The organism is Pantoea alfalfae (assembly GCF_019880205.1).
Taxonomy (GTDB): domain Bacteria; phylum Pseudomonadota; class Gammaproteobacteria; order Enterobacterales; family Enterobacteriaceae; genus Pantoea; species Pantoea alfalfae.
The window spans coordinates 3,766,319-3,784,609 of record NZ_CP082292.1; the positions used below are offsets into that span (position 1 = coordinate 3,766,319).

Annotated in this window: 13 protein-coding genes; 3 read left to right on the top strand and 10 right to left on the bottom strand. The window is 53.6% G+C overall.

Annotated features, from left to right (window positions below; translation table 11 throughout):
- Positions 1 to 35 precede the first annotated feature (35 nt).
- Positions 36 to 1,958, top strand: coding sequence for a phosphomethylpyrimidine synthase ThiC (gene thiC / locus K6R05_RS17585; RefSeq protein WP_305884806.1), 1,923 nt, complete (start codon positions 36 to 38; stop codon positions 1,956 to 1,958).
- A 2-nt stretch (positions 1,959 to 1,960) separates the two neighbouring features.
- A complete protein-coding gene (gene thiE / locus K6R05_RS17590; RefSeq protein ID WP_161736283.1) occupies positions 1,961 to 2,587 on the top strand; it encodes a thiamine phosphate synthase in 627 nt (208 codons plus the stop codon).
- Positions 2,588 to 2,780: 193 nt separating this feature from the next.
- Here the strand turns inward: thiE and K6R05_RS17595 are convergent, their stop codons facing one another.
- Positions 2,781 to 4,235 carry an aminotransferase-like domain-containing protein gene (locus tag K6R05_RS17595; RefSeq protein ID WP_222924735.1) on the bottom strand — a complete coding sequence of 485 codons (1,455 nt, stop codon included), beginning with the start codon at positions 4,233 to 4,235 and terminating at the stop codon, positions 2,781 to 2,783.
- Between the two features lie 174 nt (positions 4,236 to 4,409).
- Between K6R05_RS17595 and K6R05_RS17600 the strand changes: the two genes are divergently transcribed.
- Positions 4,410 to 4,592: a DUF1127 domain-containing protein gene (locus tag K6R05_RS17600; RefSeq protein ID WP_033734941.1), complete on the top strand. Its 183-nt coding sequence runs from the start codon at positions 4,410 to 4,412 to the stop codon at positions 4,590 to 4,592.
- Positions 4,593 to 4,647: 55 nt separating this feature from the next.
- Here K6R05_RS17600 and rpoC read toward each other — a convergent pair whose 3' ends face one another.
- From rpoC to tuf, 9 genes are all read right to left on the bottom strand, one after another.
- Positions 4,648 to 8,871: a DNA-directed RNA polymerase subunit beta' gene (gene rpoC / locus K6R05_RS17605; RefSeq protein WP_222924736.1), complete on the bottom strand. Its 4,224-nt coding sequence runs from the start codon at positions 8,869 to 8,871 to the stop codon at positions 4,648 to 4,650.
- A 126-nt stretch (positions 8,872 to 8,997) separates the two neighbouring features.
- Complete coding sequence (rpoB, locus tag K6R05_RS17610; protein WP_013359733.1) at positions 8,998 to 13,026, bottom strand: DNA-directed RNA polymerase subunit beta; 4,029 nt, start codon at positions 13,024 to 13,026, stop codon at positions 8,998 to 9,000.
- Between the two features lie 329 nt (positions 13,027 to 13,355).
- The gene (rplL, locus tag K6R05_RS17615; RefSeq protein WP_009092660.1) at positions 13,356 to 13,718 is read right to left on the bottom strand and encodes a 50S ribosomal protein L7/L12; all 363 of its coding nucleotides are present in this window, start codon (positions 13,716 to 13,718) and stop codon (positions 13,356 to 13,358) included.
- A gap of 65 nt (positions 13,719 to 13,783) precedes the next feature.
- Complete coding sequence (gene rplJ, locus K6R05_RS17620) at positions 13,784 to 14,281, bottom strand: 50S ribosomal protein L10 (protein ID WP_003848098.1); 498 nt, start codon at positions 14,279 to 14,281, stop codon at positions 13,784 to 13,786.
- Positions 14,282 to 14,646: 365 nt separating this feature from the next.
- Positions 14,647 to 15,351, bottom strand: coding sequence for a 50S ribosomal protein L1 (gene rplA / locus K6R05_RS17625; protein WP_010261038.1), 705 nt, complete (start codon positions 15,349 to 15,351; stop codon positions 14,647 to 14,649).
- 3 nt (positions 15,352 to 15,354) lie between these two features.
- Positions 15,355 to 15,783 carry a 50S ribosomal protein L11 gene (gene rplK / locus K6R05_RS17630; protein ID WP_006121495.1) on the bottom strand — a complete coding sequence of 143 codons (429 nt, stop codon included), beginning with the start codon at positions 15,781 to 15,783 and terminating at the stop codon, positions 15,355 to 15,357.
- Between the two features lie 147 nt (positions 15,784 to 15,930).
- A complete protein-coding gene (nusG, locus tag K6R05_RS17635; protein ID WP_013359732.1) occupies positions 15,931 to 16,476 on the bottom strand; it encodes a transcription termination/antitermination protein NusG in 546 nt (181 codons plus the stop codon).
- Between the two features lies 1 nt (position 16,477).
- Positions 16,478 to 16,861: a preprotein translocase subunit SecE gene (secE, locus tag K6R05_RS17640; protein ID WP_013359731.1), complete on the bottom strand. Its 384-nt coding sequence runs from the start codon at positions 16,859 to 16,861 to the stop codon at positions 16,478 to 16,480.
- A gap of 231 nt (positions 16,862 to 17,092) precedes the next feature.
- Positions 17,093 to 18,277 (bottom strand): elongation factor Tu, encoded by a 1,185-nt coding sequence (tuf, locus tag K6R05_RS17645; protein ID WP_222924737.1) that lies wholly within the window; start codon positions 18,275 to 18,277, stop codon positions 17,093 to 17,095.
- Positions 18,278 to 18,291: the final 14 nt, after the last annotated feature.

Below are 18,291 nucleotides of genomic sequence, written 5' to 3' on the forward strand. Positions count from 1 at the left end.
GACAAGCATCGTTCCCCCTTAACAGGAAGATTGCTATGTCTGACCCAAAAATGTCCCGTCGTGAACAGCGTACCCAGGCGCAGGAATTTATCGATTCCCTGCAAAGCGGCAGTGCTTTTCCTCAGTCCCGTCGCGTCTGGATTACCGGTAGCCGGGAAGATATTCGCGTGCCGATGCGTGAAATCACCCTAAGCCCGACCCATATCGGCGGCAGCAAAGAACAGCCTCTCTATGAGCAAAATGAAGCGGTGCCGGTCTATGATACGGCAGGTGCGTATGGCGATCCCGCGGCACAGATTGATGTGCATCGCGGTCTGGAAAAGCTGCGCGCACGCTGGATTGCTGAACGCGACGACAGTGAGCTTCTTGAGCAGAACAGCTCGGGCTATACCCAGCAGCGACTGGCTGACGAGGGGCTGGATCATCTGCGCTTCGATCACCTGCCAACACCGCGACGCGCCCGTGCAGGCCGCCGTGTCACGCAACTGCACTATGCCCGTCAGGGCATGATTACCCCGGAGATGGAGTTCATCGCCCTGCGGGAAAACATGGGCCGTGAGCGAATCCGCAGTGAGGTGCTGCTGCAACAGCATCCGGGGCACAGTTTTGGCGCGCATCTGCCCGCCGATATCACACCCGAGTTTGTCCGTCAGGAGGTCGCTGACGGACGCGCCATTATCCCTGCCAATATCAATCATCCTGAATCGGAGCCGATGATCATTGGCCGTAACTTCCTCGTCAAGGTCAATGCCAACATCGGTAACTCGGCAGTCACCTCTTCTATCGAGGAAGAAGTAGAAAAGCTGGTGTGGTCGACCCGCTGGGGTGCCGACACGGTGATGGATCTCTCTACCGGTCGCTATATTCATGAAACGCGAGAATGGATTTTGCGAAACAGCCCGGTGCCCATCGGGACCGTGCCGATCTATCAGGCGCTGGAAAAAGTGAATGGCGTGGCCGAGGCGCTGAACTGGGAAATATTCCGGGACACGCTGCTGGAGCAGGCGGAACAGGGCGTCGATTACTTCACTATTCACGCGGGCGTACTGCTGCGTTATGTCCCGATGACGGCGAAACGCCTCACGGGAATTGTCTCGCGGGGTGGCTCGATCATGGCGAAATGGTGCCTGTCCCACCATCAGGAGAGCTTCCTGTATGAGCACTTCCGCGAGATTTGTGAAATCTGCGCCGCTTACGATGTCTCCCTGTCGCTGGGCGATGGTCTGCGTCCGGGTTCCATTCAGGATGCCAACGATGAGGCGCAGTTTGCCGAACTGCGTACCCTGGGCGAACTGACGCGTATTGCCTGGGAGTATGACGTTCAGGTGATGATTGAAGGTCCGGGACATGTGCCGATGCATATGATCCGCCGTAATATGACTGAACAGCTCGATCTGTGCAATGAAGCTCCCTTCTACACGCTTGGGCCGCTGACCACTGATATCGCGCCCGGCTACGACCATTTCACCTCGGGTATCGGTGCCGCCATGATTGGCTGGTTTGGTTGTGCCATGCTGTGCTACGTCACGCCCAAAGAGCATCTGGGTCTGCCGAACAAAGAGGACGTGAAGCAGGGATTGATCACCTACAAAATCGCAGCGCATGCTGCCGATCTGGCGAAAGGCCACCCTGGAGCGCAGATCCGTGATAACGCCATGTCTAAAGCACGCTTTGAATTCCGCTGGGAAGATCAGTTTAACCTTGCGCTGGATCCCCATACGGCGCGGGCAATGCATGATGAAACCCTGCCGCAGGAGTCAGGCAAGGTGGCCCATTTCTGCTCAATGTGCGGCCCTAAATTCTGCTCGATGAAAATTTCCCAGGAGGTGCGCGAGTTTGCGGCACGCCAGGATGCCCGTGCCGAGCCGGTTGAAGTGGGCATGGCGCAGGTGTCAGATCGTTTCCGCAGCCGCGGCGGTGAGCTCTATCACCCCGCCGATGCCATTAAGGAGGAGTAACGATGCCCGCATTTCCCGCTACCGTCCCGCGCCTGGGACTTTATCCGGTGGTTGATAGCCCCGAGTGGATCGAACGCCTGCTTGAAACGGGCGTTCGCACGATGCAGTTGCGCATCAAAGATCGGCCTGATGAGGTCGCCGAACCCGCCATTGCTCAGGCGATTGCGTTAGGTAAACGCTACGACGCCCGCCTGTTTATCAATGACTACTGGCAGCTGGCGATTAAACATCAGGCTTATGGCGTACATCTGGGTCAGGAGGATCTCGATGTCGCCGATCTTGCTCGCATTCATCAGGCAGGATTGCGTCTGGGGCTCTCCACCCATGACGATGCGGAACTGGATCGCGCTCTGGCAATCCAGCCCTCTTACATCGCACTTGGGCATATTTTCCCGACGCAGACCAAAGAGATGCCTTCTTCGCCGCAGGGCATTGAGCAGCTGAAACGGCATCTGACACGGCTGACGCATATTCCCACCGTGGCGATTGGTGGTATCTCGATTGCGCGGGCACCCGAGGTGCTGGCCACCGGCGTCGGCAGCATTGCTGTGGTGAGTGCGATTACTCAGGCAGATGACTGGCGTGCCGCAACGCGCACCCTTCTGGCGCTGGCAGGACCAGGCGACTAAGCATTTATGGAACCTGTCGCGCATAGCGGCTGCAAAATCGGTAAAGCCAGCATTATTCCGGGAAAGTGCCGCGTAAAGGTGCATGTTGCCGCTGGCGTGCTGTGATCCAAAACTTTAACGTGGCATCCGTCAGGTTAAGGTTATCTGACCAGGGCCGGATCCCTCCTCTTGCCGGCCCTGCTTCTTCTCTTCGCTATGCGAGCGTAGAGGCTGAAGCCTGGGTCTCATGCTGGCACGAGAGCATGGCGCGCTCGACGGCCGCACCCACCCGCGCCAGCGCCTGTTCAGTCTGCTCGTTGATCGGCAGCCCGTAGTTTAAGCGCAGACAGTTACGGTATTTCCCCGACGCTGAAAACAGTGAACCCACAGCAATCTGAATTTTTGACTCGCGCAGTTCCCGGTTAAGACGAACCGCATCAAACGCTTCGGGAAGTTCTATCCACATCAGAAAACCGCCCTGAGGACGGGAAACGCAGATGCCGCAGGGAAAGTAGTGGCGTACCCAGCAGCTAAAAGTTTCATAGTTACGATGATAGAGTTGCCGCATCCGGCGCAGATGAGGCTGATAATGGCCCTGACGGATAAACTCGGAGACCGCATGCTGAGGCTGTGTGGCGGTGGAGCCGGTGACAATATATTTCATGTGCAGCACGCGGTCACGATAGCGGCCTGGTGCAACCCAGCCAACGCGTAAACCTGGCGCCAGCGTTTTCGAAAAGGAGCTGCACAGCAACACCCGGCCATCGAGATCCAGCGATTTGATGGTAGGCGGACGCGGATATTCCCAGGCTAACTCACCATAGACATCATCTTCAATCACTGCCGCGTCAAACCGCTGCGCCAGCACCAGCAAAGCCCGCTTACGCGGCTCAGACATGATAAATCCCAGCGGATTATTGCAGTTCGGCACAACAACAACCGCTTTAATCGGCCATTGATCAAAGGCCAGCTCCAGCGCTTCCAGACTGATGCCGGTGACTGCATCGGTTGGGATCTCGATGGCACGAATGCCAAAGCCGCGCAGAGTTTGCATAATGCCGTGAAACGACGGTGATTCAACGGCAATGATATCCCCCGGCTCGCAGACTGCACGTACGGCGACCGATAATGCTTCATGACAGCCGGTAGTAATGACAATGTCATCGGCGGTGAGCTGGCAGCCGCTGTCTATCGCCAGCCGTGCAACCTGTTGCCGCAAAGCGAGCACACCATATAGACTGTCATAATTCAGCAGCGCCATGTCCTGCTTCTGCACCTGGCGGCTGAAAGCTTTCCACAGTGGCTTAAGCGTCGGCTGGGTCAGATCGGGCATGCCGCTGCCCAGCTGCAAAACATCATCTTCCAGACGGCTGTTAATCAGCTCCAGCACCGCATCCCACTGTGTCACCTCAACCGGCCGCTGTGCGGGGCGGGTCAGCGCCGGGATCGGCGGCGTTGCTTTGCGTGACGCCACAAAATAGCCGGAGCGCGACTGCGGCGTAATCATCTGCTTCTCTTCCAGCAGATGATAAGCCTGCTGCACGGTACTGATACTGACGCCATGCTCCGTACTCAGACTGCGTACTGAAGGCAGGCGCTCACCGCTGCGATATAAGCCTTGTTCGATACGCTGAGCCAGCAGCGTAGCCAGATGTTCATAGCGGGTCATTGTATCTCCACAGGCTCAGAGGCTGAGCAGTAACCAGTACAGTTCCGACTCTTTTTTACCATTCAGATCATACTGACGGCAATCTGTATGTTAAATAAAAGTGATTTTTGCGTCTGTATCATACAGAGCGATCCACTGAAAATGGTCCTCAGACACTTCACTGAGGGCACTATCATGGGATATGACGAGAATCGCGCAGCTAAACCGTTTACAGGCACGCCTTACCACCTGGTTCGTTATCTGTGGCGCAGTTACAAACGCTGGCAGCTGCGGCGTGAGACACGCCTCATCCTGTCGAAGTTAAGCGACAGTCAGCTGAAAGATATTGGTATCAGCCGCAGTGACTGGAATGGCTGAATCTGAGACAAAAAAAAACCCTGCCGAGGCAGGGTTTTTATCAGGCAAAGGACGATTAATCGTCTTTGTTGCCGCCGAGACCGGCGTTCAACAGTTCAGCCAGGCTGGCTGAGGCTTCATCCGCAGTCACCTGCGGTGCAACCGGAACTTCACCTGCCGCTTTGCGGCGCATACGATCCTGATGGTACGCATAACCGGTACCGGCTGGGATCAGACGACCCACGATGACTTTCTCTTTCAGGCCGCGCAGTTCATCGCGCTTGCCTGCTACTGCTGCTTCGGTCAGGACACGTGTGGTCTCCTGGAACGAGGCTGCAGAGATGAACGATTCGGTTGCCAGTGACGCTTTGGTAATACCCAGCAGGTCACGCATGAAGGTTGCGCCGACTTTTCCGTTCGCTTCCAGATCACGGTTAGAGATCTTGATGCGAGAGAATTCAGCCTGCTCACCTTCCAGGAAGTCTGCACTTCCTGCGCTCACGATGGTTGCTTTACGCAGCATCTGACGAACGATGACTTCGATGTGCTTATCGTTAATCTTAACGCCCTGCAGACGGTAAACTTCCTGCACTTCGTTAGTGATGTAACGGGTCACCGCATGCACGCCACGCAAGCGCAGGATGTCATGTGGAGACTCTGGGCCATCGGAAACCACGTCACCGCGCTCAACACGTTCACCTTCGAACACGTTCAGCTGACGCCATTTCGGAATCATCTCTTCGTATGGCTCACTGCCATCCAGCGGAGTAATGACCAGACGACGCTTACCTTTGGTCTCTTTACCGAAGGAGATGATGCCGCTGATCTCCGCCAGAATAGCTGGCTCTTTCGGACGACGCGCTTCGAACAGATCAGCAACGCGTGGCAGACCACCGGTAATATCCTTGGTACCGCCAGATTCCTGTGGAACACGCGCTAACGTGTCACCGGCACTGATCTTAACGCCATCTTCCAGCTGAACAATCGCTTTACCTGGCAGGAAGTACTGAGCCGGCATGTCGGTGCCCGGGATCAGAACGTCGTTGCCGTTGGCATCAACAATTTTCAGCGCAGGACGCAGATCTTTACCGCCTGCAGTACGTTCAGCACTGTCCAGAACCACCAGTGAAGACAGACCGGTTAAATCATCTGTCTGACGGGTAATCGTCTGGCCATCAACCATATCCGTGAAGCGAATGAAACCGCCCACTTCGGTGATAACTGGCATGGTATGCGGATCCCAGTTTGCGACGGTTTCGCCCGCTGCAACCTGCTCACCATCACCTTTCGCCATGGTAGAACCGTAAGGAACTTTATAGCTCTCTTTGGTACGACCAAATTCGTCGATCATTTTCAGTTCAACGTTACGCGAGGTGATCACCAGCTTGCCTGCCGAGTTCGTTACCGACTTGGCGTTGGTCAGCTTGATGGTACCTTTGTTCTTCACCTGAATGCTGGATTCAGCAGCCGCACGTGATGCCGCACCACCGATGTGGAACGTACGCATCGTCAGCTGTGTACCTGGCTCACCGATGGACTGTGCCGCGATAACACCGATCGCTTCACCTTTGTTGATGATGTGACCACGTGCCAGGTCGCGACCGTAGCAATGCGCGCACACACCAAAATCGGTTTCACAACCTACCACCGAGCGGACTTTCAGGCTGTCGACTGAGTTCAGTTCCAGCACGTCACACCAGTGCTCATCGAGCAGCGTGTTGCGTGGGACCAGAATATCAGCAGTACCCGGCTTCAGAACGTCTTCAGCAGTCACACGGCCCAGTACACGTTCACGCAGTGGCTCTTTAACGTCGCCACCTTCAATGACAGGCGTCATCATGATGCCTTCGTGTGTACCACAGTCATCTTCGGTAACTACCAGATCCTGGGCAACGTCAACCAGACGACGCGTCAGATAACCGGAGTTCGCTGTTTTCAGTGCGGTATCCGCCAGGCCTTTACGTGCACCGTGGGTTGAGATGAAGTACTGGAGTACGTTCAACCCTTCACGGAAGTTCGCCGTGATTGGTGTTTCGATGATGGAGCCATCTGGCTTCGCCATCAGACCACGCATACCGGCCAGCTGACGAATCTGTGCAGCAGAACCACGCGCACCGGAGTCAGCCATCATAAAGATGCTGTTAAAGGAAACCTGACGCTCTTCTTCGCCGTCGCGGTTAATCACGACTTCGGTAGAGAGGTTTTCCATCATCGCCTTGGCAACACGTTCGTTGGCTGCGGCCCAGATATCGATGACTTTGTTATAACGTTCGCCTGCGGTTACCAGACCAGACTGGAACTGCTCCTGGATCTCAGCCACTTCTGCTTCCGCTTCGGTGATGATTTCCACTTTCTTCTCTGGAATAACCATGTCGTCGATACCGACTGACGCGCCTGAACGGGCAGCGTAAGCGAAACCGGTGTACATGGTCTGGTCAGCAAAGATAACGGTCGGCTTCAGGCCCAGAATGCGGTAACAGGTGTTAAGCATTTTGGAGATAGCTTTTTTGCCCAGCGCCTGGTTAACGATGGAGAAAGGCAGACCTTTTGGCACGATCATCCACAGGATGGCACGGCCAATCGTAGTATCGATGATGCTGGTTTTAGCAACCCACTCATCCTGCTCATTCTTCTCGTGTTCGGTGATACGCACCTTAACGCGAGCATGCAGAGAGGCGAGGCCGGCGCGATAAATACGCTCAGCTTCTTTCGGGCCAGTCAGCACCATGCCTTCGCCTTTGGCGTTAACACAGTCACGGGTCATGTAATACAGACCCAGTACAACGTCCTGAGAAGGAACGATGATTGGCTCGCCGTTCGCAGGTGACAGGATGTTGTTGGTCGACATCATCAGCGCACGCGCTTCCAGCTGGGCTTCCAGCGTCAGCGGTACGTGAACAGCCATCTGGTCACCATCGAAGTCGGCGTTATAAGCCGCACAAACCAGCGGGTGCAGCTGGATCGCTTTACCTTCAATCAGAACCGGTTCAAAGGCCTGAATACCCAGACGGTGCAGCGTAGGCGCACGGTTCAGCAGAACCGGGTGCTCACGGATCACTTCGTCGAGGATATCCCAGACAACGGCTTCTTCGCGCTCAACCATTTTCTTCGCGGCTTTGATGGTGGTGGCCAGGCCACGCAGTTCCAGCTTGCCGTAAATGAACGGTTTGAACAGTTCGAGTGCCATTTTCTTCGGCAGACCGCACTGATGCAGACGCAGGTATGGACCAACGGTGATAACCGAACGACCAGAATAGTCGACACGTTTACCCAGCAGGTTCTGACGGAAACGACCCTGCTTACCTTTGATCATGTCAGCCAGCGATTTCAGCGGACGCTTGTTGGAACCGGTGATCGCACGACCGCGACGACCGTTGTCCAGCAGTGCATCGACCGCTTCCTGCAACATACGCTTTTCGTTGCGCACGATGATATCTGGCGCAGCCAGATCCAGCAGGCGCTTCAGACGGTTGTTACGGTTGATCACGCGACGATACAGATCGTTCAGATCCGACGTGGCGAAACGACCACCATCCAGCGGTACCAGCGGACGCAGGTCCGGTGGCAGAACAGGCAGCACGGTCAGGATCATCCACTCTGGCTTGTTGCCAGACTGGACGAACGCTTCCAGCAGCTTGATGCGCTTAGTCAGTTTTTTACGTTTGGTTTCGGAGTTAGTTTCGTTCAGCTCTTCACGCAGCTGCTCGCACTCCTGCTCCAGATCCATGTTTTTCAACAGGGCCTGGATTGCTTCGGCGCCCATTTTGGCGTCGAACTCGTCACCGAACTCTTCCAGAGCGTCAAGGTACTGCTCTTCAGTCAGGATCTGACGCTTCTCGAGGTTGGTCATGCCACCTTCGATTACCACGTAAGATTCAAAGTAGAGCACGCGCTCGATGTCACGCAGTGGCATATCCAGCAGTAAGCCGATACGCGATGGCAGTGACTTCAGGAACCAGATGTGCGCAGTCGGCGACGCCAGTTCGATGTGGCCCATACGCTCACGGCGTACTTTAGTCTGGGTCACTTCAACGCCGCACTTCTCACAAATCACACCACGGTGTTTGAGGCGCTTGTACTTGCCACACAGGCACTCATAGTCCTTTACCGGCCCGAAGATACGGGCACAGAACAGACCATCGCGCTCTGGCTTAAAAGTACGGTAGTTAATGGTTTCTGGCTTTTTCACTTCACCAAAAGACCAGGAACGGATCATGTCTGGCGAAGCCAGCGCAATTTTGATGGCATCAAACTCTTCGGTCTTAGTTTGCGCTTTCAGAAACTTAAGTAAGTCTTTCACGGATTAGCTCCCGTCGGAGTGAGACTCAGGGGGCGTCCAACCGAAATTGAACGCCCCGTAACCAGTACAATTGCGAGCGCTTTAAACCCTGCGCTTTCAGGCGGCGGTAAGCCGCATGAAAAGGGGTTACTCGTCTTCCAGCTCGATGTTGATACCCAGCGAGCGAATCTCTTTCAACAGTACGTTGAAGGATTCCGGCATGCCCGGTTCCATCTGATGGTTACCGTCAACGATGTTTTTATACATCTTGGTACGGCCGTTGACGTCATCAGACTTAACGGTAAGCATTTCCTGCAGGGTATACGCGGCACCGTATGCTTCCAGTGCCCATACTTCCATCTCACCAAAGCGCTGACCACCGAACTGCGCCTTACCACCCAGCGGCTGCTGAGTAACCAGGCTGTAGGAACCGGTAGAACGTGCATGCATCTTGTCATCAACCAGGTGGTTAAGTTTCAGCATGTACATGTAGCCAACGGTTACCTGACGTTCGAACTGCTCACCGGTACGGCCGTCAAACAGGGTAATCTGACCGGAAGAAGGCAGGCCGCCGAGCTGCAGCAGCTCTTTGATCTCGCTCTCTTTCGCACCATCAAACACCGGCGTGGCGATTGGCATACCTTTCTTCAGGTTCTCAGCCAGACGCAGTACTTCGTCATCGGAGAAGGTGTTCAGATCAACTCGCTGACGCAGATCGGTACCCAGGTCATAGGCGCGCTGGATGAATTCGCGCAGCTTCGCGACTTCTTCCTGCTTCTTCAGCATGGCGTTAATTTTCTCGCCGATACCTTTCGCTGCCATACCCAGGTGCGTTTCCAGAATCTGACCGATGTTCATACGCGATGGTACGCCCAGCGGGTTCAGAACGATGTCAACCGGCGTACCGTTTTCATCGTAAGGCATATCTTCGATCGGGTTGATCTTGGAGATAACACCTTTGTTACCGTGACGGCCTGCCATTTTGTCACCCGGCTGAATCTGACGCTTAACAGCCAGATAAACCTTAACGATTTTCAGCACGCCTGGTGCCAGATCATCGCCCTGGGTGATCTTACGACGCTTACCTTCGAGTTTTTTCTCAAACTCGTGCTTCAGTTCGTCGTACTGCTCTGCCAGCTGCTCCAGCTGGTTTTGCTTGGCTTCGTCAGTCAGACCCAGTTCCAGCCAGCGCTCGCGCGGCAGCTTGTCCAGTTTGTCTGCTTCAACGCCACCTGAAATCAGTACGTTCTGGATACGGCTGAACAGGCCCGCTTCCAGAATCTGCAGTTCTTCAGACAGGTCTTTTTTGGCCTGCTTCAGCTGCATCTCTTCGATTTCAAGCGCACGTTTGTCTTTTTCCACGCCATCGCGGGTAAAGACCTGAACGTCGATCACGGTACCTGACACGCCATTCGGCACGCGCAGTGACGAATCTTTCACGTCAGAGGCTTTCTCACCGAAGATAGCGCGCAGCAGTTTTTCTTCTGGCGTCAGCTGGGTTTCACCTTTCGGTGTTACCTTACCAACCAGAATGTCGCCGCCGGTCACTTCAGCACCGATGTAGACGATGCCTGACTCATCCAGTTTAGAGAGTGCAGCTTCACCCACGTTCGGGATATCAGCAGTGATCTCTTCCGGCCCCAGTTTGGTGTCACGCGACACGCAAGCCAGTTCCTGAATGTGGATAGTCGTAAAGCGATCTTCCTGAACCACGCGCTCGGAGACCAGGATGGAGTCTTCGAAGTTGTAGCCGTTCCACGGCATGAACGCTACGCGCATGTTCTGGCCCAGTGCCAGTTCACCCAGATCGGTGGACGGGCCATCTGCCAGCACGTCGCCGCGCTCAACCGGCTCACCCAGAGAAACACATGGCATCTGGTTGATGCAGGTGTTCTGGTTAGAACGGGTATATTTGGTCAGGTTGTAAATGTCGATACCGGCTTCGCCAGCATGCATTTCGTCTTCGTTAACTTTGATAACGATACGTGATGCGTCGACGTACTGTACGGTACCGCCACGTTTCGCCACGGCTGTTACACCGGAGTCAACGGCAACAGCACGTTCCATACCGGTACCAACCAGCGGCTTATCAGCACGCAGAGTCGGAACGGCCTGACGTTGCATGTTCGCACCCATCAGGGCGCGGTTGGCGTCATCGTGTTCCAGGAACGGGATCAGGGATGCACCGACAGAAACCACCTGCTGGGTGGAAACGTCCATGTAGTCAACCTGATCGCGGCTGAACAGACTTGATTCGCCTTTGCTACGGCAGGTGACCAGGTCATCAACAAACGCGCCGTTGTCATCCAGAGGGGCGTTCGCCTGAGCGATAACGTAGTTACCCTCTTCGATAGCAGAGAGGTAGTGAATCTCGTCAGAAACCAGACCGTCAATAACGCGGCGATAAGGTGTCTCAAGGAAACCGTACTCATTGGTCTGTGCATAGACAGACAAGGAGTTGATCAGACCGATGTTCGGACCTTCAGGGGTTTCGATTGGGCAGACACGACCGTAGTGCGTTGGGTGTACGTCACGCACTTCGAAACCGGCACGCTCACGCGTCAAACCACCCGGGCCGAGAGCAGAGATACGACGTTTATGCGTAATCTCTGACAGCGGGTTGTTCTGATCCATAAACTGAGAAAGCTGGCTTGAACCAAAGAACTCTTTCACGGCAGCCGAAATCGGCTTCGCGTTGATCATGTCCTGTGGCATCAGCGTATCAAGGTCGCCCAGAGACAGACGCTCTTTAACCGCACGCTCAACACGTACCAGACCGACACGGAACTGGTTCTCAGCCATTTCACCCACTGAACGAATACGACGGTTACCGAGGTGGTCGATATCGTCCACTTCGCCTTTACCGTTACGGATGTCGATCAGCTTCTTCATGACTTCGATGATGTCATCTTTGCTCAGGATGCCTGAACCTTCGATTTCATCACGCAGCAATGAGCGGTTGAACTTCATACGACCGACCGCAGACAGATCGTAACGATCTTCTGAGAAGAACAGGTTCTCAAACAGGTTCTCTGCAGCTTCGCGTGTTGGCGGCTCACCAGGACGCATCATGCGGTAGATCTCAACCAGTGCGCTCAGGCGATCGCTGGTTGGGTCGACACGCAGGGTCTCGGACATATATGGACCATGGTCCAGATCGTTGGTGAACAGCGTTTCGATGCGCTTGTGACCGGACTGGCTCAGTTTAGCCAGCAGATCCAGCGACAGTTCCATGTTCGCTGCAACAATCAGCTCACCGGTGCTCTCATCGATGTAATCTTTAGCGACCACTTTGCCCGCGATATATTCAACCGGGACTTCGATGTGCTGAATGCCATCTTTTTCCAGCTGACGAATATGGCGCGCAGTAATGCGGCGACCTTTTTCGACGTAGACGGTGCCGTTCGCTTCAATATCGAAGGTAGCGGTTTCACCGCGCAGGCGCTCAGGCACCAGCTCCATCTGCAGCTTATTGTCACGGATTTCAAACACGACTTTCTCGAAGAAAATATCGAGGATCTGAGGTGTAGTGAACTGTAACGCGCGCAGGATGATTGTGGCCGGCAGCTTACGACGACGGTCAATACGGACAAACAGGTTATCTTTCGGGTCAAACTCAAAGTCGAGCCATGAACCGCGGTAAGGGATGATACGTGCGTTGTACAGCACTTTACCCGATGAGTGGGTTTTACCCTTATCGCTATCAAAGAACACGCCGGGACTACGGTGCAGCTGAGAAACGATAACGCGCTCGGTACCATTGATAACAAAGGTACCGTTGTCGGTCATGAGCGGGATTTCGCCCATGTAGACTTCTTGTTCTTTAATGTCTTTTACGGTGCCTTCTGGCGCTTCGCGCTCATAGATCACCAGACGCAGTTTCACGCGCAGCGGTGCCGAATAGGTCACGCCACGGATCTGACACTCTTTCACGTCAAAGACAGGTTCACCCAGGCGGTAGCTGACATACTGCAACTCAGAGTTGCCGCTGTAGCTCGCAATAGGGAATACAGAGCGGAATGCAGCTTCCAGTCCGTACTGACCTTCTGGATCTTGCTCGATAAACTTCTGGAACGAGTCGAGCTGGATGGAAAGGAGATAAGGTATGTCCAGTACTTGCGGACGTTTACCAAAATCCTTACGAATACGTTTTTTCTCGGTATAGGAGTAAACCATAGGGTTCCTCAGCTAGCTGACAAGTCGACCCACGCTGTCCGTCCTGACAGGACAGTTCATGCAACACGATTTTGTTTGATTCACTGGCTGCGCGGCAGCAGTGCAATACCTCTTTCTATCACGCTTAAATCATTTCATCGCTTTTGAGAAGGCAGGGAACCCGCACAGGAAAGCGGTATATTAAGTCGTCGATAGAGAAAGATATTGAAGAGCAACAATGGACAAACAGTGTGAAACCCCATTGAGACCCTGTAGCGCAAAAAGGCTGGTGACCAAAAAGTCACCAGCCATCAGCCTGAAACTACTCAGACTGCAACCCGAAGGCTGTCTTACTTAACTTCAACTTCAGCGCCAGCTTCTTTCAGAGCAGCTTCAAGTGCAGCTGCGTCATCTTTGCTGATGCCTTCTTTGATTACGCCAGTTGCTTCAACCAGGTCTTTGGCTTCTTTCAGGCCCAGACCAGTTGCAGTACGTACAGCTTTGATGACTGCTACTTTGTTCGCGCCAACAGCTTTCAGTACGACGTCGAATTCAGTTTTTTCTTCAACAGCTTCAGCCGGGCCCGCAGCAACAGCTACAGCAGCAGCAGCAGAAACGCCGAATTTTTCTTCCATAGCAGAAACCAGCTCAACAACTTCCATTACGGACATCGCTGCAACAGCTTCCAGAATTTGGTCTTTAGTGATAGACATGACAATTGTTCCTAAGAATCAGAAAAAGTTTATACGTAAGCAGTTACGAAGAAAAGAATAAGGCCTTAAGCCGCTTCTTTTGCATCGCGTACAGCAGCCAGAGTGCGGACCAGTTTGCCAGCAGCGGCTTCTTTCATGGTCGACATCAGACGTGCCAGTGCTTCTTCGTAGGTCGGCAGCGTTGCCAGACGGTCAATATTGGCCGCCGTGATCAGCTCACCTTCAAAGGCTGCAGCTTTGACCTCAAATTTTGCATTCGCTTTCGCGAAATCTTTGAACAGACGAGCAGCAGCGCCCGGGTGTTCCATAGAATATGCAATCAGGGTCGGACCAACAAACGTGTCTTTCAGGCACTCAAACTGAGTACCTTCAACGACGCGGCGCAGCAGGGTGTTACGAACAACACGCATGTAAACGCCAGCTTCACGGCCTGCTTTACGCAGTTCGGTCATTTTATCAACGGTAACGCCACGGGAATCCGCAACAACCGCTGAAAGCGCACCTTTGGCTACTTCGCTGACTTCAGCAACAATCGCTTGTTTGTCTTGAAGATTTAATGCCATTAGCTTTTGCTCCTGGATTTGACCGGGAAAGGATTTCCCCGGAACTCACTTCACTTACTCACCCCGAGGGGTAATAAGCGCTCGAACACGGTGAGCAGAATCCAGCTAAGAAAAAATTCTTTTGGTTCTGTCACCGTCTACGCAGGGGATTAAGCGGAATACCCGGAGATAAACAGCGCCTGCGGTCTTGGACGGAGGCCAGGATAAGGCCTGGCTCCAACCTAAATTCTGTGCGACGCAGCAGAGTCAGAGGGAATGGCGATAAACGCAACAGTCGGTTCTGGCTCTCTGGTGTCCTGTTCTGCTAATAACAGAACAACGGGCGTAAGATTCTAGGTGAATTTTTCGCCCGTTTCAAGCAGCAATTAGTTTGCTGTTGCGTTCAGACCAGCCTGGTCAACGGCAACGCCGGCGCCCATGGTGGTTGAAAGGCTGACTTTCTTGATATACACGCCTTTAGCCTGTGATGGTTTAGCTTTTTTCAGCGCAACCAGCAGAGATTCCAGGTTTTCTTTCAGTTTGTCAGCGTCAAAGTCCACTTTACCGATGGTAGTGTGGATGATGCCGTTTTTGTCGTTACGATAACGAACCTGACCTGCTTTAGCGTTCTTAACCGCTTCAGCAACGTTAGGCGTTACAGTACCCACTTTCGGGTTTGGCATCAGGCCACGTGGACCCAGAATCTGGCCCAGTTGGCCAACAACGCGCATTGCATCCGGAGAAGCAATAACAACGTCAAAATTCATTTCGCCTTTCTTGATCTGATCAGCCAGGTCTTCCATGCCTACCAGCTCTGCGCCAGCTGCTTTAGCAGCTTCAGCGTTAGCGCCCTGGGCGAAGACAGCAACACGTACTGAACGACCAGTACCGTGTGGCAGAACGGTCGCGCCGCGAACGTTCTGATCAGATTTACGTGCATCGATGCCGAGGTTGACAGCAACGTCAACGCTTTCAACGAACTTGGCAGTTGCCAGTTCTTTCAGCAGAGCAACAGCTTCAGCAATGTCATACTGCTTGGTCGCGTCAACTTTGTCGCGAATTACGGTCATGCGCTTGGTCAGCTTAGCCATTTCTTAGTCCTCTACTACCAGGCCCATGGAACGAGCAGTACCTTCGATTGAGCGAGTCATCGCTTCAACGTCAGAACCAGTCATGTCCGCAGCTTTGGTTTCTGCGATTTCACGTACCTGAGCACGAGTCACTTTACCGACTTTATCTTTGTTCGGCTTACCAGAACCTGACTTGATGCCCGCTGCTTTTTTCAGCAGTACGGCAGCCGGAGGCGTTTTGGTAATGAAGGTGAAAGAACGGTCGCTGTATACGGTGATAACAACAGGAGTCGGCAGACCTTTTTCCAGAGATTCGGTCTTAGCGTTGAACGCTTTACAGAATTCCATGATGTTAACACCCTGCTGACCCAGAGCTGGACCAACCGGTGGACTTGGGTTCGCCATACCAGCTGCAACCTGCAGCTTGACGTAGGCTTGGACTTTCTTAGCCATGATATTTCCTCAATTGGGTTATAGCGCCTGTAAAGGCTCCCCGTGATAACGATTTATACGCTGTTGCCAGCGCATAAAAACAAAAGGCGCGAAATTGTAGTTAAATTTCGCGCCTGCTGCAACAGCTAATTTGTGAGCGGAAAGAGGTTAACCTTTCTCCACCTGACCGAAGTCGAGCTCAACTGGTGTTGCACGACCAAAGATGGATACGGATACCGTCAGGCGGCTCTTTTCGTAATCCACATCTTCAACCACACCGTTAAAGTCAGCGAACGGACCGTCATTAACACGAACCATTTCACCCGGTTCAAACAGCGTTTTAGGACGAGGCTTGTCGCCGACCTGCTGCAGACGATTCATGATCGCATCAACTTCTTTATCGCTGATAGGTGCAGGACGGTCAGAGGTACCGCCGATGAAACCCATCACGCGAGGGACGCTGCGTACTAAATGCCAGCTGGCGTCATTCATCACCATCTGAACCAGTACGTATCCCGGGAAAAACTTGCGCTCACTCTTACGACGCTGGCCACCACGGATTTCAACGACTTCTTCAGTCGGGACCATGACTTCACCAAACAGCTCTTCCATGTTGTGCAATTTGATATGCTCGCGCAGCGATTGGGCTACGCGGCCTTCAAAACCGGAAAACGCCTGTACGACGTACCAGCGTTTCTTTGGAGCTTCAGACATCTCAGAACCTCAGGCCAGTGATAAACGATACCAGACGGACCAGAATACCATCCAGCCCCCACAAAATCAGTGACATCACGGCAGTAACCGCGGCAACGATTAACGTGGTGTGCAGCGTTTCCTGGCGGGTTGGCCAGATAACCTTACGCATTTCTGTTCTTGCTTCACGAGCAAAAGCCACGGTCGCTTTGCCTTTGGTCGTTAAAAGCGCAATGCCGCCAGCCGCTGCAATCAGTACAACTACGGCTAACGCGCGCAGTGGCAGTGACACATCACGATAGAGGTAGTTACCTACAATCGCTGCAAGCAGCAGTAATACAACACCTACCCACTTTACCGCTTCCAGGCCACGCCCGCTCCCTTGAGCTTCGGTATTCGCACTCATAAACCAACCTGCCACAATAATTCAGAAACTATTCTGCCCCGCAGTGCGAGGCGTCCAAACCGAATGAGCTTTTGAGGCGTAACTCGGTATCCAACGCCGCATAACAGAGCCTGTCTCAGCAATGATTATGATCGAAAAAATCACTGATGAGCCAGGTTCTATGAAACAGCGTGCAAAAAGGGCATCAAATGATGCCCTTTCCGTGTGCATTGCGTCAAACGTTATCGGTAATTATGCGATAACTTTAGCAACAACACCCGCGCCAACGGTACGGCCACCTTCGCGGATTGCGAAGCGCAGACCTTCGTCCATTGCGATTGGGTGGATCAGGGTAACAACCATTTTGATGTTGTCGCCTGGCATGACCATTTCAACGCCTTCTGGCAGCTCTACTGAGCCGGTTACGTCAGTTGTACGGAAGTAGAACTGTGGACGATAGCCTTTGAAGAACGGAGTATGGCGACCACCTTCGTCTTTAGACAGAACGTAAACTTCTGACTCGAACTGGGTGTGTGGCTTGATTGAGCCTGGCTTAGCCAGAACCTGACCACGCTGGATGTCTTCACGCTTGATACCGCGCAGCAGAACACCACAGTTTTCGCCTGCCTGACCCTGGTCCAGCAGCTTACGGAACATCTCAACACCGGTACAGGTTGATTTCGCAGTATCTTTGATACCTACGATTTCAACTTCGTCGCCGACTTTAACGATGCCGCGCTCAACACGACCGGTAACAACAGTACCACGGCCAGAGATTGAGAAGACGTCTTCGATTGGCAGCAGGAACGGCATGTCGATCGCACGGACTGGATCCGGGATGTAGTTGTCCAGGTGTTCAGCCAGCTCAACGATTTTTGCTTCCCACTCAGGAACGCCTTCCAGCGCTTTCAGCGCAGAACCACGAACAATTGGGGTGTCATCGCCTGGGAAGTCGTACTGTGACAGCAGGTCACGGACTTCCATCTCTACCAGTTCCAGCAGCTCTTCATCATCAACCATGTCACACTTGTTCAGGAACACGATGATGTAAGGAACGCCAACCTGACGACCCAGCAGGATGTGCTCACGGGTCTGTGGCATCGGGCCATCAGTCGCAGCAACAACCAGGATCGCGCCGTCCATCTGCGCAGCACCGGTGATCATGTTTTTCACATAGTCGGCGTGACCTGGGCAGTCAACGTGAGCGTAGTGACGTGAAGCAGTCTCATACTCAACGTGTGCGGTGTTGATGGTAATACCGCGGGCTTTTTCTTCAGGGGTGCTGTCGATCTGGTCGAATGCACGCGCCTGGCCGCCGTTGGTTTTAGCCAGTACGGTAGTGATAGCTGCAGTCAGGGTGGTTTTACCGTGGTCAACGTGACCGATGGTGCCCACGTTTACGTGCAGTTTGTTACGTTGAAATTGCTCTTTAGCCATCGCTAGTCCCTCTA

What these genes read in the sequence shown, in the direction of transcription:
- thiC (WP_305884806.1), top strand. Translation starts at nt 36, where the DNA reads ATGTCTGACCCAAAAATGTCCCGTCGTGAACAGCGTACCCAGGCGCAG.
- thiE (WP_161736283.1), top strand. Translation starts at nt 1,961, where the DNA reads ATGCCCGCATTTCCCGCTACCGTCCCGCGCCTGGGACTTTATCCGGTG.
- K6R05_RS17595 (WP_222924735.1), bottom strand. Translation starts at nt 4,235, where the DNA reads ATGACCCGCTATGAACATCTGGCTACGCTGCTGGCTCAGCGTATCGAA.
- K6R05_RS17600 (WP_033734941.1), top strand. Translation starts at nt 4,410, where the DNA reads ATGGGATATGACGAGAATCGCGCAGCTAAACCGTTTACAGGCACGCCT.
- rpoB (WP_013359733.1), bottom strand. Translation starts at nt 13,026, where the DNA reads ATGGTTTACTCCTATACCGAGAAAAAACGTATTCGTAAGGATTTTGGT.
- rplL (WP_009092660.1), bottom strand. Translation starts at nt 13,718, where the DNA reads ATGTCTATCACTAAAGACCAAATTCTGGAAGCTGTTGCAGCGATGTCC.
- rplJ (WP_003848098.1), bottom strand. Translation starts at nt 14,281, where the DNA reads ATGGCATTAAATCTTCAAGACAAACAAGCGATTGTTGCTGAAGTCAGC.
- rplA (WP_010261038.1), bottom strand. Translation starts at nt 15,351, where the DNA reads ATGGCTAAGCTGACCAAGCGCATGACCGTAATTCGCGACAAAGTTGAC.
- rplK (WP_006121495.1), bottom strand. Translation starts at nt 15,783, where the DNA reads ATGGCTAAGAAAGTCCAAGCCTACGTCAAGCTGCAGGTTGCAGCTGGT.
- nusG (WP_013359732.1), bottom strand. Translation starts at nt 16,476, where the DNA reads ATGTCTGAAGCTCCAAAGAAACGCTGGTACGTCGTACAGGCGTTTTCC.
- secE (WP_013359731.1), bottom strand. Translation starts at nt 16,861, where the DNA reads ATGAGTGCGAATACCGAAGCTCAAGGGAGCGGGCGTGGCCTGGAAGCG.
- tuf (WP_222924737.1), bottom strand. Translation starts at nt 18,277, where the DNA reads ATGGCTAAAGAGCAATTTCAACGTAACAAACTGCACGTAAACGTGGGC.